At 63.1% G+C, this 18,660-nt stretch carries 18 protein-coding genes; 9 read left to right on the forward strand and 9 right to left on the reverse strand.

The window, feature by feature from the left end; genetic code table 11:
* Positions 1-24: 24 nt before the first annotated feature.
* Positions 25-432 carry an SMI1/KNR4 family protein gene (locus ACDI39_RS16935; RefSeq protein WP_225786815.1) on the forward strand — a complete coding sequence of 136 codons (408 nt, stop codon included), beginning with the start codon at positions 25-27 and terminating at the stop codon, positions 430-432.
* 56 nt (positions 433-488) lie between these two features.
* Here ACDI39_RS16935 and ACDI39_RS16940 read toward each other — a convergent pair whose 3' ends face one another.
* A complete protein-coding gene (locus tag ACDI39_RS16940; protein ID WP_225786816.1) occupies positions 489-2,246 on the reverse strand; it encodes a cation:proton antiporter in 1,758 nt (585 codons plus the stop codon).
* A gap of 317 nt (positions 2,247-2,563) precedes the next feature.
* Here ACDI39_RS16940 and ACDI39_RS16945 point away from each other — a divergent pair, with 317 nt between their 5' ends.
* A complete protein-coding gene (locus tag ACDI39_RS16945; protein WP_253080394.1) occupies positions 2,564-3,049 on the forward strand; it encodes an acyl-CoA thioesterase in 486 nt (161 codons plus the stop codon).
* On the opposite strand, the gene pdxY is transcribed toward ACDI39_RS16945, so the two are convergent.
* Positions 3,046-3,912, reverse strand: coding sequence for a pyridoxal kinase PdxY (pdxY, locus tag ACDI39_RS16950; RefSeq protein ID WP_253080395.1), 867 nt, complete (start codon positions 3,910-3,912; stop codon positions 3,046-3,048). The genes ACDI39_RS16945 and pdxY overlap by 4 nt on opposite strands.
* 117 nt (positions 3,913-4,029) lie before the next feature.
* Between pdxY and ACDI39_RS16955 the strand changes: the two genes are divergently transcribed.
* Positions 4,030-4,422, forward strand: a complete 393-nt coding sequence (locus ACDI39_RS16955) for a DUF3301 domain-containing protein (protein ID WP_225786868.1) — start codon at positions 4,030-4,032, stop codon at positions 4,420-4,422.
* Here the strand turns inward: ACDI39_RS16955 and ACDI39_RS16960 are convergent, their stop codons facing one another.
* The 3 genes from ACDI39_RS16960 to zigA form a co-directional block, all read right to left on the reverse strand.
* Positions 4,423-5,397, reverse strand: a complete 975-nt coding sequence (locus tag ACDI39_RS16960) for a CobW family GTP-binding protein (RefSeq protein ID WP_225786819.1) — start codon at positions 5,395-5,397, stop codon at positions 4,423-4,425. It lies immediately after the preceding gene.
* 62 nt (positions 5,398-5,459) lie between these two features.
* Complete coding sequence (locus tag ACDI39_RS16965; protein WP_225786820.1) at positions 5,460-6,092, reverse strand: DUF1826 domain-containing protein; 633 nt, start codon at positions 6,090-6,092, stop codon at positions 5,460-5,462.
* Positions 6,089-7,297 (reverse strand): zinc metallochaperone GTPase ZigA, encoded by a 1,209-nt coding sequence (gene zigA, locus ACDI39_RS16970; protein WP_225786821.1) that lies wholly within the window; start codon positions 7,295-7,297, stop codon positions 6,089-6,091. The genes ACDI39_RS16965 and zigA overlap by 4 nt, the downstream gene beginning before the upstream one ends.
* Positions 7,298-7,409: 112 nt before the next feature.
* Here zigA and ACDI39_RS16975 point away from each other — a divergent pair, with 112 nt between their 5' ends.
* The gene (locus tag ACDI39_RS16975) at positions 7,410-7,787 is read left to right on the forward strand and encodes a glutamine synthetase (RefSeq protein ID WP_253080396.1); all 378 of its coding nucleotides are present in this window, start codon (positions 7,410-7,412) and stop codon (positions 7,785-7,787) included.
* 26 nt (positions 7,788-7,813) lie between these two features.
* Positions 7,814-8,701 (forward strand): GTP cyclohydrolase FolE2, encoded by an 888-nt coding sequence (gene folE2, locus ACDI39_RS16980; RefSeq protein ID WP_225786823.1) that lies wholly within the window; start codon positions 7,814-7,816, stop codon positions 8,699-8,701.
* 77 nt (positions 8,702-8,778) lie between these two features.
* Here the strand turns inward: folE2 and ACDI39_RS16985 are convergent, their stop codons facing one another.
* A complete protein-coding gene (locus ACDI39_RS16985; protein WP_225786824.1) occupies positions 8,779-9,312 on the reverse strand; it encodes a DUF3617 domain-containing protein in 534 nt (177 codons plus the stop codon).
* Positions 9,313-9,440: 128 nt separating this feature from the next.
* Between ACDI39_RS16985 and cls the strand changes: the two genes are divergently transcribed.
* Positions 9,441-10,880, forward strand: a complete 1,440-nt coding sequence (cls, locus tag ACDI39_RS16990) for a cardiolipin synthase (RefSeq protein WP_225786825.1) — start codon at positions 9,441-9,443, stop codon at positions 10,878-10,880.
* A gap of 6 nt (positions 10,881-10,886) precedes the next feature.
* Here cls and cfaB read toward each other — a convergent pair whose 3' ends face one another.
* Positions 10,887-12,071, reverse strand: a complete 1,185-nt coding sequence (gene cfaB, locus ACDI39_RS16995; protein WP_225786826.1) for a C17 cyclopropane fatty acid synthase CfaB — start codon at positions 12,069-12,071, stop codon at positions 10,887-10,889.
* Between the two features lie 203 nt (positions 12,072-12,274).
* On the opposite strand from cfaB, the gene lpdA reads away from it, so the two are divergent.
* The 3 genes from lpdA (at position 12,275) to ACDI39_RS17010 (ending at position 15,706) form a co-directional block, all read left to right on the forward strand.
* The gene (gene lpdA / locus ACDI39_RS17000) at positions 12,275-13,675 is read left to right on the forward strand and encodes a dihydrolipoyl dehydrogenase (RefSeq protein ID WP_225786827.1); all 1,401 of its coding nucleotides are present in this window, start codon (positions 12,275-12,277) and stop codon (positions 13,673-13,675) included.
* Between the two features lie 175 nt (positions 13,676-13,850).
* A complete protein-coding gene (gene choX, locus ACDI39_RS17005) occupies positions 13,851-14,786 on the forward strand; it encodes a choline ABC transporter substrate-binding protein (RefSeq protein ID WP_253102651.1) in 936 nt (311 codons plus the stop codon).
* On the forward strand, positions 14,786-15,706 hold the full coding sequence (locus ACDI39_RS17010; protein ID WP_253102653.1) for an alpha/beta hydrolase: 921 nt from the start codon (positions 14,786-14,788) through the stop codon (positions 15,704-15,706). Before choX ends, ACDI39_RS17010 begins: the two co-directional genes overlap by 1 nt.
* A gap of 179 nt (positions 15,707-15,885) precedes the next feature.
* Here the strand turns inward: ACDI39_RS17010 and glmS are convergent, their stop codons facing one another.
* Positions 15,886-17,721, reverse strand: coding sequence for a glutamine--fructose-6-phosphate transaminase (isomerizing) (glmS, locus tag ACDI39_RS17015; RefSeq protein WP_225786830.1), 1,836 nt, complete (start codon positions 17,719-17,721; stop codon positions 15,886-15,888).
* A gap of 2 nt (positions 17,722-17,723) precedes the next feature.
* Positions 17,724-18,500, reverse strand: a complete 777-nt coding sequence (locus tag ACDI39_RS17020) for a DeoR/GlpR family DNA-binding transcription regulator (protein ID WP_225786831.1) — start codon at positions 18,498-18,500, stop codon at positions 17,724-17,726.
* Between the last annotated feature and the right edge of the window lie 160 nt (positions 18,501-18,660).

Here is an 18,660-nt window from a genome sequence, read left to right on the forward strand (position 1 = left end):
CATCAAGGTCAGAGGATGTGAACCGTGGAAGAAGTGATCGATCAGCTCCGTGAAGCCAATGAGCCGGTACCGGTGCCACTGGAACTGCCGGACGAAGACCTGTTGGTCGAGATCGAGGAAGAACTGCTGATCAACATGCCGTTCGGCCTGCGGGAGTTCCTGCTGACCGTCAGCGACGTGGTCTACGGCAGCCTGGAGCCAGTGACCGTCACCGACCCGCAATCCCACACCTACCTGCCCGAGGTGGCCGCCAATGCCTGGGATGCCGGCGTCCCCCGCGACCTGGTGCCGCTGTGCCAGGATGGCGACAACTACTACTGCGTCGAGGAAGATGGCACGGTGGTGCTGTGGGACGCGGAAGAAGAAGCGATCAGCGAAGACAGCTGGGAGACGGTCTGGCACTGGGCCCGGGACGTCTGGCTGGAAAGCTGACCGGCAATCGAACCTGCCTGCGCCGATGAAGGCGCAGGCAGTCGGCATGCGCTCGCTCAGTGCGAGTCGCGGTGGTTGTCCAGGGTTTCCAGCAAGGCGATCTGCATGCGGGTATGCACCCGGATGAACCAGCGCCACAACAGTGCCACCACCACCGCCGCCACGACTGCGATCACCAGCAACAGCTCATTGGTGGGCAAGATGCTCGCCGACAGGGCCGACAGCAGCAGGAAGATCACCAGCAACGACAGCAGCGGAATCACCTCGGCGATCACCCGACGCACACGCTGGGTATGTCGCCCGGCCATCTCAGGCTTCACGCCCATCTCCGCCAGCAGCATCGACAGCGCCTTGAGCTTGCGGTAGGCGGCGATCAGGAACGGCAGCGACAACAGCAGCGCGGCGCCCCAGATCAGTGCCTTCTGCTGGCTGACATCGCTGACCCATTCGCTCAACCACTCGCCGATACGCCCGGCGAAGTAGCCACCACTGAAGAAGATGGCAATCACCAGGGCCAGGTTCACGCCCACCTGCAGCAGGATGCGCCGGATCATCGCCGCGAGCATGGCCCCCTCGCCCTGGGGCTGGATGCTGCGCAGCCACTCGCCATACAACGACAGCACCCTCGCCAGTCGGCTTGGCACCACATTGCCGAGCTTTCGCGAGAGCGGGTCGGCGGCGCGGATCAGGTAGGGCGTGAGCAAAGTGGTGATGGCCGACACCGCGACGGCGACGGGGTAGAGGAAGTCGCTGGTGACCTGCAGCGACATGCCGAGGGCGGCGATGATGAAGGAAAACTCGCCGATCTGCGAAAGCCCCATCCCCACCCGCAGCGAGGTGCGGCCGTCATTGCCGGCGATGAAGGCCCCCATGCCGCAGGACAGCATCTTGCCCAGCACCACCGCCAGGGTAATCACCAGGATCGGCCAGGCGTACTGGATCAGCACGCTCAGGTCGATCATCAGGCCGATGGCAACGAAGAAGATGGCGCTGAACAGGTCGCGAACCGGCTCGATCAGGCGCTCGATCTTCAGCAACTGGCGGGATTCGGCCATGATCGCGCCGATCAGGAACGCGCCCAGGACCATGCTGTATTCGAGCTTGACCACCAGCAGGCAGAAACCGAAGCACAGGCCCAGCACGGTAATCAGCAACATCTCGTTGCTCTCGAACTTCGCCACGTACGCCAGCAGCCGTGGCACCAGCAGGATGCCGATCACCAGCGCGACGATCATGAACAACGACAGCTTGCCCACCGTGGAGAACACTTCGCCCGAGCTTACCGTGCCGCTGACCGCGATGCCCGACAACAGGGCGATGATGCCGATGCCGAGGATGTCCTCGACGATCAGTACGCCGAAGATCAGCTGGGCGAAACGCTCGTTCTTCATCTTCAAGTCGTTGAGCGCCTTGACGATGATGGTGGTCGAGGAAATGGCCAGGATCGCCCCGAGGAACAGCGAATCCATGGTATTCCAGCCGAACCAGCGGCCGATCTCGAAACCGATCCAGATCATCAGGACGATTTCCATGAACGCCGCGATGAACGCCGTGGCCCCGACCTTGAACAGCTTGCGCAGGCTGAACTCCAGGCCCAGGCAGAACATCAGGAAGATCACCCCCAGTTCGGCGAGGGTCTTGATGGTGTCTTCATCGTGGATCAGGCCGAAGGGCGGTGTGTGCGGGCCAATGATGAAACCGGCGACGATGTAGCCCAGCACCACGGGCTGCTTGAAGCGATGGAACAAAATGGTGACCACCCCGGCGACCAGCATGATCACTGCCAGATCCTGGATGAAGCTGATGGCATGCATGGCGTGGTACTCCTTTCTCGATGCCAGGGCAAACCGCTCCTCTGCCAAGGCAAACCTGAGCGAGCAGCAAATACATAATGTTTTTAACGCAGGAACGCCCATGTTGCATGGGCGTGCTCAGGTTAACATCGCGCCCTGCCGCAGAAAGCCGATGCAATATGTAGAAACAGATCGGCCATTGCGTCATTGTCGATGGCACTATCCGCGTGACGATGTCGCATCGGCCGACGTCCCGTAAAGATCGGAACCACCAAGGGGGAACAGAAGTGTCTGCAGATAACGGCCCCGTTTCAGCGCAACCTTACCGTGAGCTCACTATGGAACCTGGAAACGCCCAGTTGACGATGACTGTCCTGATGACCCCGGACATGGCCAACTTTTCCGGCAACGTACATGGCGGCACCCTGCTCAAGTACCTCGACGAAGTCGCCTACGCCTGCGCCAGCCGTTATGCCGGGAGCTATGTGGTGACCCTCTCGGTGGACCAGGTGATCTTCCGCGAACCGGTGCACGTCGGCGAGCTGGTGACCTTCCTCGCATCGGTCAACTATACCGGCAACACCTCCATGGAGGTGGGCATCAAGGTAGTGACCGAAAACATCCGCGAACGCTCCGTGCGCCACTCCAACAGCTGCTTCTTCACCATGGTCGCGGTCGATGACAACCGTCGCCCGGTGCCGGTACCGCCGCGCCAGCCCCAGACCCAGGAAGAGAAACGCCGCTTCCTGCAGGGCCAGCAGCGTCGACAGATCCGCCAGGAGCTGGAGCAGCGCTACCAGAACCTCAAGACCGACTCGATCTAGACCGGCTGGGCCTCGAAGCGCACCCGCGGATGCACGATGCGATCCTGGGCCCGCACCAGTTGCAGTTCGTAGCTGGCGCAGGCCTGGGTTTCGAGCAGCACCTCATGCACTGCCGCTGCGGTGAACTCGAAGGCGCGTACCCAGCTGTCGCCCAGCAGCACGCGGGCCAGGAACAGGCCCGAGGTCAGGTCGCCCACGCCCACCGGCTGACGCGGGAAAGCCAGCAAGGGGCGGCTCAGGTGCCAGCTTTCGTCCCGGGTCACCAGTAACATCTCGAAACTGTCCGCAGCGCGCCCCGGGTAGGCCAGGTGCTTGACCAGCACCACCTGCGGCCCGCGCTCGAGCAGGCTGCGCGCCATGGCCACGCAGTCCTCCAGCGACTCGGCCCGGCGCCCGCAGAAACTGTCCAGCTCCAGCTGATTGGGGCAGAGGATGTCGGCTACCGCAGCGGCCTGCTCGAGCAGGAACTCGCTCACCTCCACCGGCACGATGCAGCCTTTCTCCGCATGCCCCATGACCGGATCGCACAGGTACAGCGCCTTGGGATTCACCGCCTTGATCCGCTCGACACCAGCCAGGATCGCCCGGCCCTGTTCGGCGCTGCCCAGGTACCCGGAGAGCACCGCATCGCAGTGCCCTAGCTCGCCAATGCCGGCAATACCTTCCACCAATGCCGGAATCTGCGCGGGCGCGAGCACTTCGCCTGCCCACTGGCCATACTGAGTATGGTTGGAGAACTGTACGGTGTTGAGCGGCCAGACGTTGACCCCGACCCGCTGCATGGGGAACACCGCCGCGCTGTTTCCGGCGTGGCCGAAGACCACATGGGACTGGATAGCGAGTAGATGCGGCGTGCGTTTCATGGGGTATTTTTCCGAAGCAGTTCTTGGGATGCGAGGCGCAGTATGAACCCGATTGCCACCTGTACGACAGGCCAGGAACGCGGTTAAGCTGGACTGACCTGTCTGGAGCCTATGCAAATGTTGACCCTGGAGAACCTTTTCGTCCTGATGTTGGTGGCAACGGCCGGCGCCTGGCTGTGGCACAACCATGGGCTACGCGAAAAGGCGCTGGAGCGGGTCAAGCAGCATTGCGCCAACCTCGACCTGGAACTGCTCGACGACAACGTCGCGCTCAAGCGCATCGCCTTCGTGCGTGATGCCAACGGCCGCAAGCGCCTGGCGCGGATCTACGGTTTCGAATTCACCGTCACTGGCGAACAACGCCACCCTGGGACGGTGACCCAGTTCGGTGCCCACACCATGCTGATCGAACTGGCGCCCTACCCGTTCGAGATCAAGACCCCGCCAAAGGCCGACAACGTCATCGAGATGCAGCAATGGCGCCAGGAGCACAATCGCTGGCGCAACTGATCAACCCTCCAGGCGACAGTCGGCCAGCGCCGCCTGCAGGGCTTCCCGCGGTTGGGCCTGGTCGAAGATCAGTTCGATACGGGAATCCTTGCGCCACTCGCTCGGTTGCCAGGCCTGTGGGCCTGCGTCCAAGGCATTGAACGAGCGCCAGCCTTCACCGCTGTGGATAACACCCTTGGCCCGGCGCCATGGCCATGCCTCGAGAAAAGCCTGCATGCGTAGTGCATCGAAGCGCTGGCTGGGGTGCCAGCGCCAGCCGATGCTCCACCCGCCCTCGCCCTGTTGTGCCTGGCAGATCGGTTGGCGCGGATCTGTCCACAAGGCGGCAGACGACACGAAAGCGTTGTCCACAGCAAGCTTATCCACAAGCGAGCATCGAGCCTCTTCTGTGGGCAAAACCGGAAGCTGCGCCAGGGAAAATGCGCCATGCTCTGTCCACAATGCCGATAAGGCCGGCAGTTGTGCAGTTATCAACAGGCGTGACGGTTCATCCACAAGGCCAGCCTTGTTGAAAACCAGCAAGGCCGCTGCCGCCAGCGCCTCACGCTGCGTGTCCGGCAGCGCCTGGCCACGTGCCAGGGCCTGGGCATCCAGGACCATCAACAGCGGCTGCACGGCCAGCACGCCTGTCCATGGCGCTTGGCCAAGCTGTTCGAGCAGTTGCAGTGGATGGCCGAGGCCAGAGGGCTCGATGAACAGGCGGTGGGGTCGTGCCTTGCGCAGCAGCCGGCCCAGCCCCACCTGGAACGGCATGCCGTTTACGCAGCACAGGCAACCGCCAGCCACCTCGCCGATGGCGATGCCCTCCTCATCGCGGCAGAGCAAGGCCGCGTCGAGGCCGATCTGGCCGAATTCGTTGACCAGCACCGCCCAGCGTTCTCCCGCGGGGCGCTGGGCCAGCAGCTGACGGATCAGGCTGGTCTTGCCGGCACCCAATGGGCCAGCGATCACGTGGGTAGGGATGTTTTGCAACATGTGATGGTTCAATGGCGTCCCCAGGGCCGCCGCAGGCCCCATAAACCACCCACTATGCGCCCTCAAGCCAACCAGTCAAGGCTGAGCAACAGGCGCAGCTCCCCCGCTCCGGTCAGCGGCGAGCGGTGTATCAGGCCGGCACCTTCATTGCCCAGCCACTTCTCGCCCTTGAGCAAGGCGACTGCCCCCACCTGCAGGCACTGGATGTTATCCACAGGCGGTGGGGCGTGCGGTAATGCGGTGCGATCGATGCGGCCTTCCTCCAGCCATTCGCTGCCCTTGCCGGCATAGGTGGTGAGCAAGCGCAACGGCACGTGATCCACATGAAAGCGCGGGCACATCGTCCCTTCCAGCACCCGCAGGCGCAAGCCGACGCGCCGGGCGCCAAGCAGGCAGGTGTAGGCCGATACCAACCACGCCACGTCTGCGACAAAGCCTTCGTAGCCATGCAGGTCGGCTGCGCCGCTCAACAGGCCAGGCAGCACGGGCATTTCCCGCTCGTCCACATCGATCACCCGCTCGTCCGCCATGGGTTGGCCCAGGCTGAGCAACAGTGCAGCGAAGTCCTCCACCTGCGCCGCCAGCCGGCGCTGCCAAACCGCCAGGTTGACCCCATCCTGGAGAATCTCCGCCAGCACCTGGGGCGATTCGCCGAAGACCTGACGGATATCCACAGCCCTGCTTGCCAGCATCACGCGGCAGCCTCCTCATGCCAGGGGCCGAACGGGTCGGGCAGGCGCAACCAGGCCATCGGCCCCAACGCCATTTCCTCATCGGTCAACAAACAGGCATCCAGCTCTGTGGATAACCTGGCGAAATCGATGTTCTGCCCGATGAATACCAGTTCCTGGCGGCAATCCCCGACCTCTACGCTCCAGTGCTTGAGAATTGCCGCGGTGTTCTCCTCGTCCTGCGGCCAATGCTCCCGTGGCACGAAACGCCACCAGCGCCCGGCCAACCCATGGCGCATCATGCCCCCGGCCTGGGACCAGCTTCCGGCCTCCTGGAACTTGCTGGCCAACCAGAAGAACCCCTTCGAACGCAACAGCCTGCCATTGCTCCAGGGCTTGTGGATAAAGTCGAAGAAGCGTTGTGGATGCAGTGGCCGACGGGCCTGCCAGGTGCTCGCGGCGATCCCGTATTCCTCGGTTTCCGGGACGTGTTCGCCGCGCAATTCCTGTAACCAGCCGGGCGCCTGGGCGGCCTGGTCGAAATCGAACAGGCCGGTATCGAGAATGCGCTCAAGCGGCACCTGGCCCATGACCATGGGCACGATCTGCGCCCGGCCATTGAGGCTGCGCAAGATGGCCGTGAGCTCTTCGCGCTCATGCTGGCCGATCAGGTCGATCTTGCTGACCAGCAGCACATCGGCGAACTCCACCTGCTCGATCAGCAGGTCGCTGATCGATCGCTCATCCCCCTCGCCCAAGGTTTCGCCACGGCTGGCCAGGCTATCCGCCGCCTGGTAGTCACGCAGGAAATTCAGGCCATCGACTACCGTGACCATGGTGTCCAGGCGTGCCATGTCGGACAGGCTACGGCCCTGTTCGTCACGGAAGGTGAACGTCTCGGCCACCGGCAACGGCTCGGAGATGCCAGTGGACTCGATCAGCAGGTAGTCGAAACGGCCCTCCTGCGCCAAGCGCGCCACTTCCTCGAGCAGGTCCTCGCGCAGGGTGCAGCAGATACAGCCGTTGCTCATCTCCACCAGCTTCTCTTCTGCACGGTTGAGGCTGACATTGCGCTGTACCTCGCTGGCATCGATGTTGATTTCACTCATGTCGTTGACGATCACGGCAACACGCAGGTCCTCGCGATTACGCAGGACATGGTTGAGCAAGGTGCTCTTGCCGGCCCCCAGGAAGCCGGACAGCACGGTAACAGGGAGACGTTTGGTCATTGGCGGAACCCTCATCAGACGAGCGCATTCGAAACGATGCATTGCCTACTGTTATATTATAACAATACACTTTCGCCAAGCCGTGCTCGTCGAACGGTACCCGGAGATGAAAATGAAACTGCCCCGTGCCGTTGTGCTGCTGTTGCTCATCGCGCCTTCGTCAGTACTTGCCATGCCACGCACAGATCTCCCCCTGTGTACACGCAGCGCAACGCTTCTGGCTTGCCAGGATGGCCAAGGCAGCTATTACAGCGTGCGTACCGAGGGCAGCACCTTCTACCTGCGCGGCTACGACAGTGTGAGCCGTCGGCTGTGGGCACAAGCCAACAGCCGTTACGGCTCACTGACGTTCTTCACCGGCCTGGCCAGCGACGGCGAGGCGTGGGTGGGCTATAGCCGGCGTATCGGCTGGACCACCCTGAACCGCGTCTCCAGTTCCAGCGGGCAGCGCTTCAACCTGCACTGCAGCCTGATCGGCGGCTGCCGCTGAATGCCAACCTTTCTTGGAATCCGCAAATGACCAGCCTGACGCTCCCCGACATCGCCATCCAGACCAGCCAACGAACATCGCCTTTGGACTGGGTAGGCATGCAGGGCATCGCACTGCCGCTGCAGTTCGAAGGACGAACCCTGAACGCCCGGGCCGATGCCGGGGTCAACCTCGATGACGGCGTGTCACGAGGGATACACATGTCTCGGCTTTATCTGGCCCTGGAATCCCTCGAGCAGTCGGAACTCAACCCCCTGGCCGTGCGGCGGTTGTTGGCCCGCTTTCTCGCCAGCCATGAAGGGCTTGCCTCTGCCGCCTATCTGCGGCTGGCATTCGACCACATGCTGAAACGACCTGCCCTGGTGAGCCCATTGGCGGGTTGGAAAAGCTATCCGGTAACCGTGGATGCCAGGATCGAAAATGCGATGTTCCACGTGGAACTATCCGTTGTGATTCCTTATTCATCCACATGCCCTTGCTCGGCTGCACTGGCCAGGCAATTGATACAGCAGCAGTTCGTGGCGGATTTCGCCAACCGCGAAACGGATCGGCAAGCGATCCTGGAGTGGCTGGGCAGCAGCCAGGGAATCGTCGCCACACCTCACAGTCAGCGCAGCCAGGCATATGTCAGGGTGCGTTTGCAGAGCAATCTGGAGGAGCTTCCGGTCACCCAACTGATCGACAGGGCGGAAGCTGCGTTGGGCACCGCCGTGCAGACGGCGGTAAAACGCGCCGATGAGCAGGCCTTTGCCCTGGCCAATGGGCAGAACCTGATGTTTTGCGAGGATGCGGCAAGACGCCTGCACTTGGCATTACGACAGCTCGCTTGGGTCAGCGGGTTCGAATTGCGCGTGGAACATGCGGAGAGCTTGCATGCCCATGATGCTGTCGCGATTAGCCGCTGGCAGTGGTGAGGATCGAGCTCAGTTGCCATTGGAGGCTGCCTTGCAGCCCCCAATGTCGCTTGAGCCGGCTCCCAAAAGGCTGTGGATCACCCGTCGCTACGCGGCTTCACCGAGCCGCAGTCATCGCTCAGCCAAACGGCCCGGGTATTCATGCTGCCCTGCTGCTGAACACCCGAGGCATTGAACGTACCGCTGACCTGGGTAAGGAACTCACGGTCGCTGAGAAAAGTAGCCTGGCCGCTCCCCTGCGCCTTGGGGCAACTGAACTCGAATTTCCAGACATTGCCCGTGCGCTCGGTAATCCGCTGGGTACACCCGGACTGCGGATCCTGCAGCGGGATGTCGTCGGTCTTGACCTGCTCCGGGGTCAGGCAGGAACGTACACCTTTCCCCGCCAAGGTGACGCCCTGCTTGGCCAGGACGCCTTCCATCATCGCTCGCTGCTCCGGCGGCAAGTTCTTCAACTGCCCGAGCATGAACTCCATGTCGGGCAGGGGTTTGCCATCGACCTGCATGTTGCTGGTGGTCAACTCCCACAGGCCGGGTTGCAGCATCTGCGCATGGACCAGCGGACTGCTCAGGCCAAATGCCAGCGCCAACAATGGCAGACGAATCTTCATGGATGAATGCTCCTCGAAATACCGGCAACTGGCCGATTGTGCCTTAGACGTCATTTCCGCTTCCGGGTTGCAAGCTAGGCCGGGAACGTGCTCTGTTATCTGCAGTGCTCTCCGCAAGCAGGATGCGTATGGATTATCACAGCCCCTACTTCTTCGGTTACTTGCTCGGCCTGATCCACCTACTCGGTATCATCGCCGCGCTCCATGCGGTGTTCACCGTGCGTACCGCCCAGGGTGCAATCGCCTGGGCGATGTCGCTATTCTTCATTCCCTACTTCACCCTCATCCCCTACCTGATTTTCGGTGCCCGCTCCTTCTATGCCTATATCCAGGCCAGGCGCCAGGCCAACCAGGAAATGCACGTGGCCATGGCCAACCTCAATTGGCGACCCTGGGTAGAGGAAGCGCTGGCGGCTCGCGAGTCGGAAAGCTATGCAGCCCTGCGCGCCCTACCGAAACTGGGGCGCATGCCCTGCCTGGCGAACAACCAAGTGAAGCTGCTGATCGACGGCCAGGCTACTTTCGACGCCATCTTCGCCGCCATCGGCGAAGCACGCCATGCGGTGCTGGTGCAGTTCTTCATCATCCATGACGACGCCATCGGCACGGAACTGCAGCAGCTACTGCTGCGCAAAGCTGCCGAAGGGGTGCAGGTCTTCGTGCTCTATGACCGGGTCGGCAGCCACGCCTTGCCGTCCAGCTACTGCCAGGTGCTGCGCGACGGTGGCGTGCAGGTCCATGCCTTCGCGACCCGACGCGGCTGGTTCAATCGCTTCCAGGTCAACTTCCGCAATCACCGCAAGATCGTCGTGGTCGATGGCGTGCTGGGGTTCCTCGGCGGGCACAACGTGGGGGACGAATACCTGGGCGGCCATCCGCGCCTGTCGCCTTGGCGCGATACCCATGTGCAGGTCAGCGGTCCGGTTCTGGCCTGCCTGCAGGAGTCGTTCGCCGAAGACTGGTACTGGGCCACCCGCGAGCTGCCGCCCCTGATCCTGCCAGACACCTACCCCGACAACGGCGTACTTTGCCAGGTGCTCGCCAGCGGCCCGGCCGACTCCCAGGAAACCTGTGCGCTGTTCTTCCTGGAGGCCATCCACTCGGCGACCCGACGGATCTGGATCACCAGCCCGTACTTCATTCCCGACGAAGCGATATTCGCCGCTCTGCGCCTCGCCGTGCTACGCGGCGTCGACGTGCGCATCCTCATCCCGTCACGCCCAGACCATCACATCGTCTATGCCGCCTCGAGCCTGTTCGCCTTCGAAGCGGTACGTGCCGGGGTGCGCATGTTCCGCTACCAACCCGGATTCCTGCATCAGAAGGTAGTGCTGGTGGACGACGAGGTCAGTGCGATCGGCAGCGCCAACCTGGACAACCGCTCGTTCCGGTTGAATTTCGAGATTACCTTGCTGACGGTGGACCGGGACTTCGCCGACCAAGTAGAAGCGATGCTGCTCAAGGATTTTGCCGACGCCACGGAAATCAGCAGCGAAGACAGCCGCGGCACGCATCGCCTGCAACAGCTCGGGATGCGTATCGCGCGGCTGATCTCGCCGATCCTGTGAAGCGGATCAGCGGTAGAGGTCCTCACGGGTCCAGGGCAGGTCGTGGTGCCCATCCGCGTAGGGCTTAACTGCCAGGATCTGGTGCAGGTTGATCCATCCCTTGGAGAACGCATAGGCACAACCGGCCAGGTACAGGCGCCAGATACGCAAGGTCTTTTCCGGCACCAGGGCCGCGGCCTTGTGCAACTGGTTCTCCAGGTTCTCGCTCCAGTGGTTGAGGGTCTTGGCGTAGTGCAGGCGCAAGCTCTCCACATCCACCACCTCGAGCCCGGCCTCGCAGATCCGCGCGCTGATCATCGACAGGTGCGGCAGCTCGCCATGGGGGAAGACATAGCGGTCGATGAAGTCGCCCGCGCCCCGCCCTACCGGCCGGCCATCCACATGCTTGGCGGTGATGCCATGGTTCATCACCAGGCCACCTTCGCGTACGGCGCCGAACAGCTTCTGGCAGTACAGCTCCAGGTTGGCGTGGCCGACGTGTTCGAACATGCCGACACTGACCACCTTGTCGAAGCGGCCGTCCTGGGGCAGGTCGCGGTAGTCGAGGATCTGCAGGTCGACCTGGTTGGCCAGCCCCTCCTCCTTGACCCGCTGGCGTCCCAGCTTGAGCTGCTCCTTGCTCAGGGTGATGCCGAACACCTTGGCACCGTACTCACGGGCGGCGAAGCGCGCCAGCCCGCCCCAGCCACAGCCGACATCGAGCAGGTAATCACCGGCCTGCAGGCGCAACTTGCGGCACAGGTGGTCGAACTTGTTCTGCTGGGCCTCGTCGAGGGTATTGTCCGGCTCGCGGAAATAGGCACAGGAATAGGCCATGTCCTGGTCGAGCCAGAGCTGGTAGAAGGCATTGGACACGTCATAGTGATAGGAGATGGCCTCGGCGTCCGTGTCCTTGTCGTGGGCGGTGCGGACCGGTGGAGCCTGGTCTTCGTCGCTGAGCAAAGCTTCGCTGAGCTCGTCGCAGACCCGGATGGCTTCGCCGATATCGCCTTCCAGCTCCAGCTTGCCTTCGACGAAGGCGGTGCCCAGTTCGTCCATGCTCGGATGGGTCAGCTGGCTGATCAGCTGAGGTTCCTTGACCAGGATGGTGACCTGCGGGCTAGGCCCCAGGTCGAACTGGTTGCCGTCCCACAGCTTCAGGCGCAAAGGCAAGTGCAGGCTCTGCAACGCAGGTGGAAGTTGCGCAAGCATGAATGACCCTCCCTTTCATTTTCCGAGCGTCGCCATCAATTTTGGGACGCCACCGGAACAGGGTAGTTCATTCATACGAAGTTTCCGTTAATCGAGACCATAGTCTAGAACTATCTGGCCTAACCAAGTCACGGATTGTATACAATTTTTGGCGCCCGGACTAATCTTGTGCTCCTTCGCTTCCTCACTCCTGGAGTAATCCCATGAAATCCTATGATGTGGTGATCATCGGCGGCGGCCCGGGCGGCTACAACGCCGCCATCCGTGCCGGCCAACTGGGCCTGAGCGTTGCATGCGTCGAAGGCCGGTCGACCCTCGGTGGCACCTGCCTGAACGTCGGGTGCATGCCCTCCAAAGCCCTGCTGCACGCCTCGGAGCTCTACGAAGCGGCCAGTGGCGGCGAGCTCGCCCACCTGGGCATCGAGGTCACGCCGACGCTGAACCTGGTCCAGATGATGAAGCAGAAAGACGAGAGCGTGAGCGGCCTGACCAAGGGTATCGAATACCTGTTCCGCAAGAACAAGGTCGACTGGGTCAAGGGCTGGGGCCGCCTCGACGGCGTCGGCAAGGTCATCGTCAAGGCCGAGGATGGCAGCGAAACCACCCTGCAAGCCAAGGACATCGTCATCGCCACCGGCTCCGAGCCCACTCCGCTGCCGGGCGTGACCATCGACAACCAGCGCATCATCGACTCCACCGGTGCCCTGGCCCTGCCGCAGGTTCCCAAGCACTTGGTGGTCATCGGTGCCGGCGTGATCGGCCTGGAGCTGGGTTCGGTGTGGCGTCGCCTGGGCAGCGAGGTGACGGTCATCGAGTACCTCGATCGCATCTGCCCCGGCACCGACGAAGAAACCGCCAAGACCCTGCAAAAGGCCTTGGCCAAGCAAGGCATGGCCTTCAAGCTCGGCAGCAAGGTAACCCAGGCCACGGCCTCGGCCGATGGCGTCAGCCTGACCCTGGAGCCGGCCGCCGGCGGTACCGCCGAAACCCTGCAAGCCGACTATGTGCTGGTCGCCATCGGCCGCCGGCCCTATACCCAGGGCTTGAACCTGGAAAGCGTCGGCCTTGCGACCGACAAACGCGGCATGCTGGCCAACGACCACCACCGCACCTCGGTGCCCGGCATCTGGGTGATCGGCGACGTCACCTCAGGCCCGATGCTGGCGCACAAGGCCGAGGACGAGGCAGTGTCGTGCATCGAGCGCATCGCCGGCAAGGCGCACGAGGTCAACTACAACCTGATTCCCGGCGTCATCTATACCCGCCCGGAGCTGGCCAGCGTGGGCAAGACCGAAGAACAGCTCAAGGCCGAAGGCCGTGCCTACAAGGTCGGCAAGTTCCCCTTCACCGCCAACAGCCGGGCCAAGATCAACCACGAGACCGAAGGCTTCGCCAAGGTCATTGCCGACGCCAACACCGACGAAGTGCTGGGCGTACACTTGGTCGGCCCGAGCGTGAGCGAGATGATCGGCGAGTTCTGCGTGGCCATGGAGTTCTCGGCCTCGGCCGAAGACATCGCCCTCACCTGCCACCCGCACCCGACCCGTTCCGAGGCGCTGCGCCAGGCCGCGATGAATGTGGACGGCATGGCGATGCAGATCTGAAATCGAGTGGGAGGCGGGCTCACACCCGCCGTCCTTCACACTACCGCACAGCCAAGGTCGCCACCGTGCAATTGCTGGTCGCCGCTGTGCGGTTTTTCGTTTCAGGCTGTCCGTAACGTGAGCAGCAGCCACCGCCGCGCGGGGCCCCATGACATAACAACGATAAGGAGAGGTCATGAAGCTATCGATCACAGCGGCCACCTGCGCCGCACTGTTGAGCGTCGCCAGCGGAGCCTGGGCCGCCGAGCCGGCCGCCTGCCAGAATGTGCGCATGGGGTCGGTGAACTGGACCGATGTAGTGGCCAGCAGCGCAGTGGCCGAAGCCCTGCTCGACAGCCTGGGCTACAAGGTAAAGCAGACCAGCGCCTCGCAGCAGATCATCCTCGCTGGCATGGCCGAGAAACGCCTCGACCTCTTCCTCGGCTACTGGCAGCCCACCATGCAGTCGGTGGCCAAGCCCTATCTGGACAAGCAGCAGATCGACGTCATCAGCCCCGCCACCCTGGGTGACGCACAGTCTACCTATGCCGTGCCCGCCTATGTCTATGACGCGGGCCTGAAGACCTTCGCCGATATCGCCAAATTCCGCGACAAGCTGAACAACCGGATCTACTTGATCGAGCCGGGCAGCGGCATGAACCGCATCACTGCGCAGATGATCGCCGACGATAAGTTCGGCCTGAAAGGCTTCCAGGGCGTCGAGTCCAGCGAGGCCGGCATGCTCACGGCGGTGAAGCGCGCTGTCAATCAACAGAAGTGGGTGGTGTTCGCCGGCTGGAAACCACACCCGATGAACCTTCAGATCGACATGAAATACCTCTCCGGCAGCGACGATGCATTCGGCCCGAACGAAGGCTCCGCCACGGTCTCGATCATGACCGCCGCAGGCTACCAACAGCAGTGCGGCAACGTTGCCAAACTGCTGCACAACCTGCGCTTCACCAGCGAGGGCGTCAGCCAGGTGATGGAGCCCATCCTGGACCGCACCGCGCCGCTGGACGCCGCCCGAGCCTGGCTCAAGGCCCATCCCGAACAGGTTTCGGCCTGGCTCGCTGGGGTGACCACCTTCGACGGCAAGCCAGCCGATGCGGCGCTGGTCGCCGGTCAGTAATGGCCTGCTACCCGCTATCGACCGGTATGGCGGCCTTCGTCGAGCGCACGCTCGCCTTCGGTGTGGCCGATTCCTCGATCACCGCACAACGTGCCGCCTATTCGCGCATGGCTGCAGCCTTCACCCCGCCTCGCCCGGCAGGTTTGCAGACACGCGACCTGAAGCGGGCCGGGCTGGCACCGTTGCGACTGTTTCACCCGGCACGCCCGGCACCGCCCAGCGGCTGGCCTGCGGCGCTGTTTCTCCACGGCGGAGGCTGGACGCTCGGCGATCTCGACTCGCACATGTTCTTCTGCGCCGAACTGGCCGTACGGCTGGGGCTGCTGGTAGTAGCGGTGGACTACCGACTCGCGCCGGAGCATCCCTTCCCCGCCGCCTTGGACGACAGCCTCGCGGCCTGGCGCGCCCTGCGTGACGGCCTACTTGACGAACCCATCGACCGCACACGGATGGTGGTCGTCGGCGACAGCGCCGGCGGCAACCTTGCCGCCGCCCTGTGCCTGGCGCTGCGTGATGCCGATGAAGAGCAGCCACGCATCCAGGCACTGATCTACCCGGCCCTGGGTGATGAGGACACAGCTTCGCGTCGCGAGTGTGCAGATGCCCCGCTGCTGTCTATCGAGGATATGCGGGCTTGCCTGGACGCCTACCTGCCCGAGCCCATCCAGAGCCACCTGGCCTTGCCACTGCGCGCCCGCCACTTCATCGGGCTGGCGCCAGCCATGATCAGCGTCGCCGAGTTCGACCCTCTACGCGACGACGGCTTGCACTATGCCGAACGGCTACGCCGCGATGGCGTGGCGGTAGACTATTTCCCAGGCCCAGGGCTGGTCCATGGCTGCCTGCGGGCGAGGGATCTACCGGAGGTGGATCGACTGTACGAGGCACTGTTCGATTCGCTGGCAGGCAGACTGGCGTGAGCGGTTAGGGCCTGAGTACCGATACAGGTCGCTCAAGAATGACGGCGAAAGATCGTTGGAACTAAGAGACGAGCGCTACAGGAGGGAGGCCAGGTGGGCTCACCTCCTGCTGCGACAGTTTTTATGGCTCAGCGGCAGTTTTAACTCTCTAAAACCACCACCACGCCTTCCCTACCCCGTTACTCCACCGTCACCGACTTGGCCAGGTTACGCGGCTGGTCAACGTCAGTGCCCTTGAGCACCGCCACATAGTACGACAACAGCTGCAGCGGAATGGTATAGAGGATCGGTGCCAGGGCATCGACGATGTGTGGCACCTTGATCACATGGGTACCTTCGCCGTTGCTCATGCCCGACTGCTCGTCGGCGAACACCACCAGCTCACCACCCCGGGCGCGCACTTCCTGCAGGTTGGACTTGAGCTTTTCCAGCAGTTCGTTGTTCGGCGCCACGGTGACCACCGGCATGTCGCTGTCCACCAGCGCCAGCGGGCCATGCTTGAGCTCACCGGCCGGGTAGGCCTCGGCGTGGATGTAGGAGATCTCCTTGAGCTTGAGCGCGCCCTCCATCGCCACCGGGTACTGCGCACCACGGCCGAGGAACAGAGTGTGGTGCTTGTCGGCGAACAGCTCGGCGGTCTTCTCGACGATACCGTCCATCGCCAGTGCCTCGCCCAGGCGTGCCGGTAGGCGACGCAGCTCTTCCACCAACTCGGCCTCGACGCCGGCGGCCAGGCTGCCACGCACCTGGCCCAGGGCCAGGGTCAGCAGCATCAGCGACACCAGCTGGGTGGTGAAGGCCTTGGTCGAGGCCACGCCGATCTCGGGGCCTGCCAGGGTCAGCAGGGTCAGGTCGGACTCGCGCACCAGCGAGCTGATGCCGACGTTGCAGATCGCCAGACTGCCGAGAAACCCCAGCTCCTTGGCATTACGCAGGGCAGCCAGGGTGTCGGCGGTCTCGCCCGACTGGGAGATGGAGACGAACAGGGTGTCCGGTTGCACCACCACCTTGCGGTAACGGAACTCGCTGGCCACTTCCACCTGGCACGGGATGCCGGCCAAGCCTTCCAGCCAGTAACGGGCGACCATGCCAGCGTGGTAGCTGGTGCCGCAGGCGACGATCTGTACATTGCGGACCTTGGCGAACAGTTCGGCAGCCTGCGGGCCGAAGGCCTGGACCATGACATGGTCCTTGCCCAGGCGGCCTTCCAGGGTGCGCTGGACCACGGTCGGCTGCTCATGGATCTCCTTGAGCATGAAGTGGCGATAGGCGCCCTTGTCCGCCGCCTCGGCGCCTTCGTGGTACTGCACGATTTCGCGCTGGACCTTGTGGCCAGCCTGGTCCCAGACGCTCACCTGGTCACGACGGATCTCGGCGATGTCGCCTTCTTCCAGGTACATGAAACGGTCGGTGACCTGGCGCAGGGCCAACTGGTCGGACGCGAGGAAGTTCTCGCCGTGACCCAGGCCGATCACCAGCGGGCTGCCACTGCGCGCGGCGACCAGGCGGTCCGGCTGCTGCGTGCTGATCAGCGCCAGGCCATAGGCGCCGTGCAGGCGCTTGACCGCGGCCTTGAGTGCATCGGCCAGGTCCGCGACGCTCTTGAGGGTGTGGTGGATCAGGTGGACGATGACCTCGGTATCGGTTTCCGAGGCGAAGACGTAGCCCTGGCCCTTGAGCTCCTCGCGCAGGGCCTCGTGGTTCTCGATGATGCCGTTGTGCACCACCGCCACCTCGTGGCCGGAGAAGTGCGGGTGGGCATTGTTCTCGCTCGGCGCGCCATGGGTGGCCCAGCGGGTATGGGCGATGCCCAGCTGGCCGGCCAGGGGCTCGGCGGCCAGGGCGGCCTCCAGTTCGCTGACCTTGCCGATGCGGCGACGCCGCTCCAGTTGGCCCTGCGGGGTGAGAACGGCCAGGCCGGCGCTGTCGTACCCACGGTATTCCAGACGCTTGAGGCCCTCGATGAGGATGGCTGTGACATTGCGCTCGGCTACGGCACCGACGATTCCACACATGGTTATTGCTCCTGGCTGATCGCGGCGCAGATCAGGTTGATGCCGCGGGCTTGAATCTGTTCGCGTGCCTCCATCGGCAGGCGTTCGTCTGTAATCAGGGTGTTGACGCTGCTCCAGGGCAGCTCGAGGTTGGGGATCTTGCGCCCGACCTTGTCCGACTCGACCATGACGATCACTTCCCGGGCAACTTCCGCCATCACCCGGCTGAGGCCGAGCAATTCGTTGAAGGTGGTGGTGCCGCGGTTGAGGTCGATGCCATCGGCACCGATGAACAACTGGTCGAAATCGTATGAGCGTAGTACCTGCTCGGCGACCTGGCCTTGGAAGGATTCGGAATGCGGGTCCCAGGTACCGCCGGTCATCAACAGCACCGGCTCGTGCTCCAGCTCGCTGATGGCACGGGCCACGTTCAGGGAGTTGGTCATCACCACCAGGCCAGGTTGCCGGCCCAGTTCCGGGATCATCGCGGCGGTGGTGCTGCCGCTGTCGATGATGATGCGTGCATGCTCGCGGATACGCCCCACCGCCGCCTTGGCGATCGCTTGCTTGTAGCGCGATACCGGCTGCACGGTTTCGACGAGCATTTCCTGCGGAACGGTGACCGCGCCACCGTAGCGGCGCAGCAACAGGCCGTTGGCTTCGAGGGCGGCGAGGTCCTTGCGGATGGTCACTTCCGAGGTTTCGAAACGCTTGGCCAGGGCATCCACACTCACCTCGCCCTGCTCGTTGAGCAAGGCCAGGATGTTGTGACGGCGTTGAGGCGTGTTTCGTTTCGACATGACAGATTTAAGTTTCGATTCGAAAGATAATGATCGCAATCAAAACCTAAGAAAGCAGTTTCGTCAAGGCGAATGCATCAGAATGTAGGTTGTGGATAATTTTTCGACCGCGTCGGCTTCTTCGCGGGCAAGCCCGCTCCCACAAGACGCTGCACACCGC

The sequence above is a fragment of the Pseudomonas sp. Tun-23181 genome, from assembly GCF_057415455.1.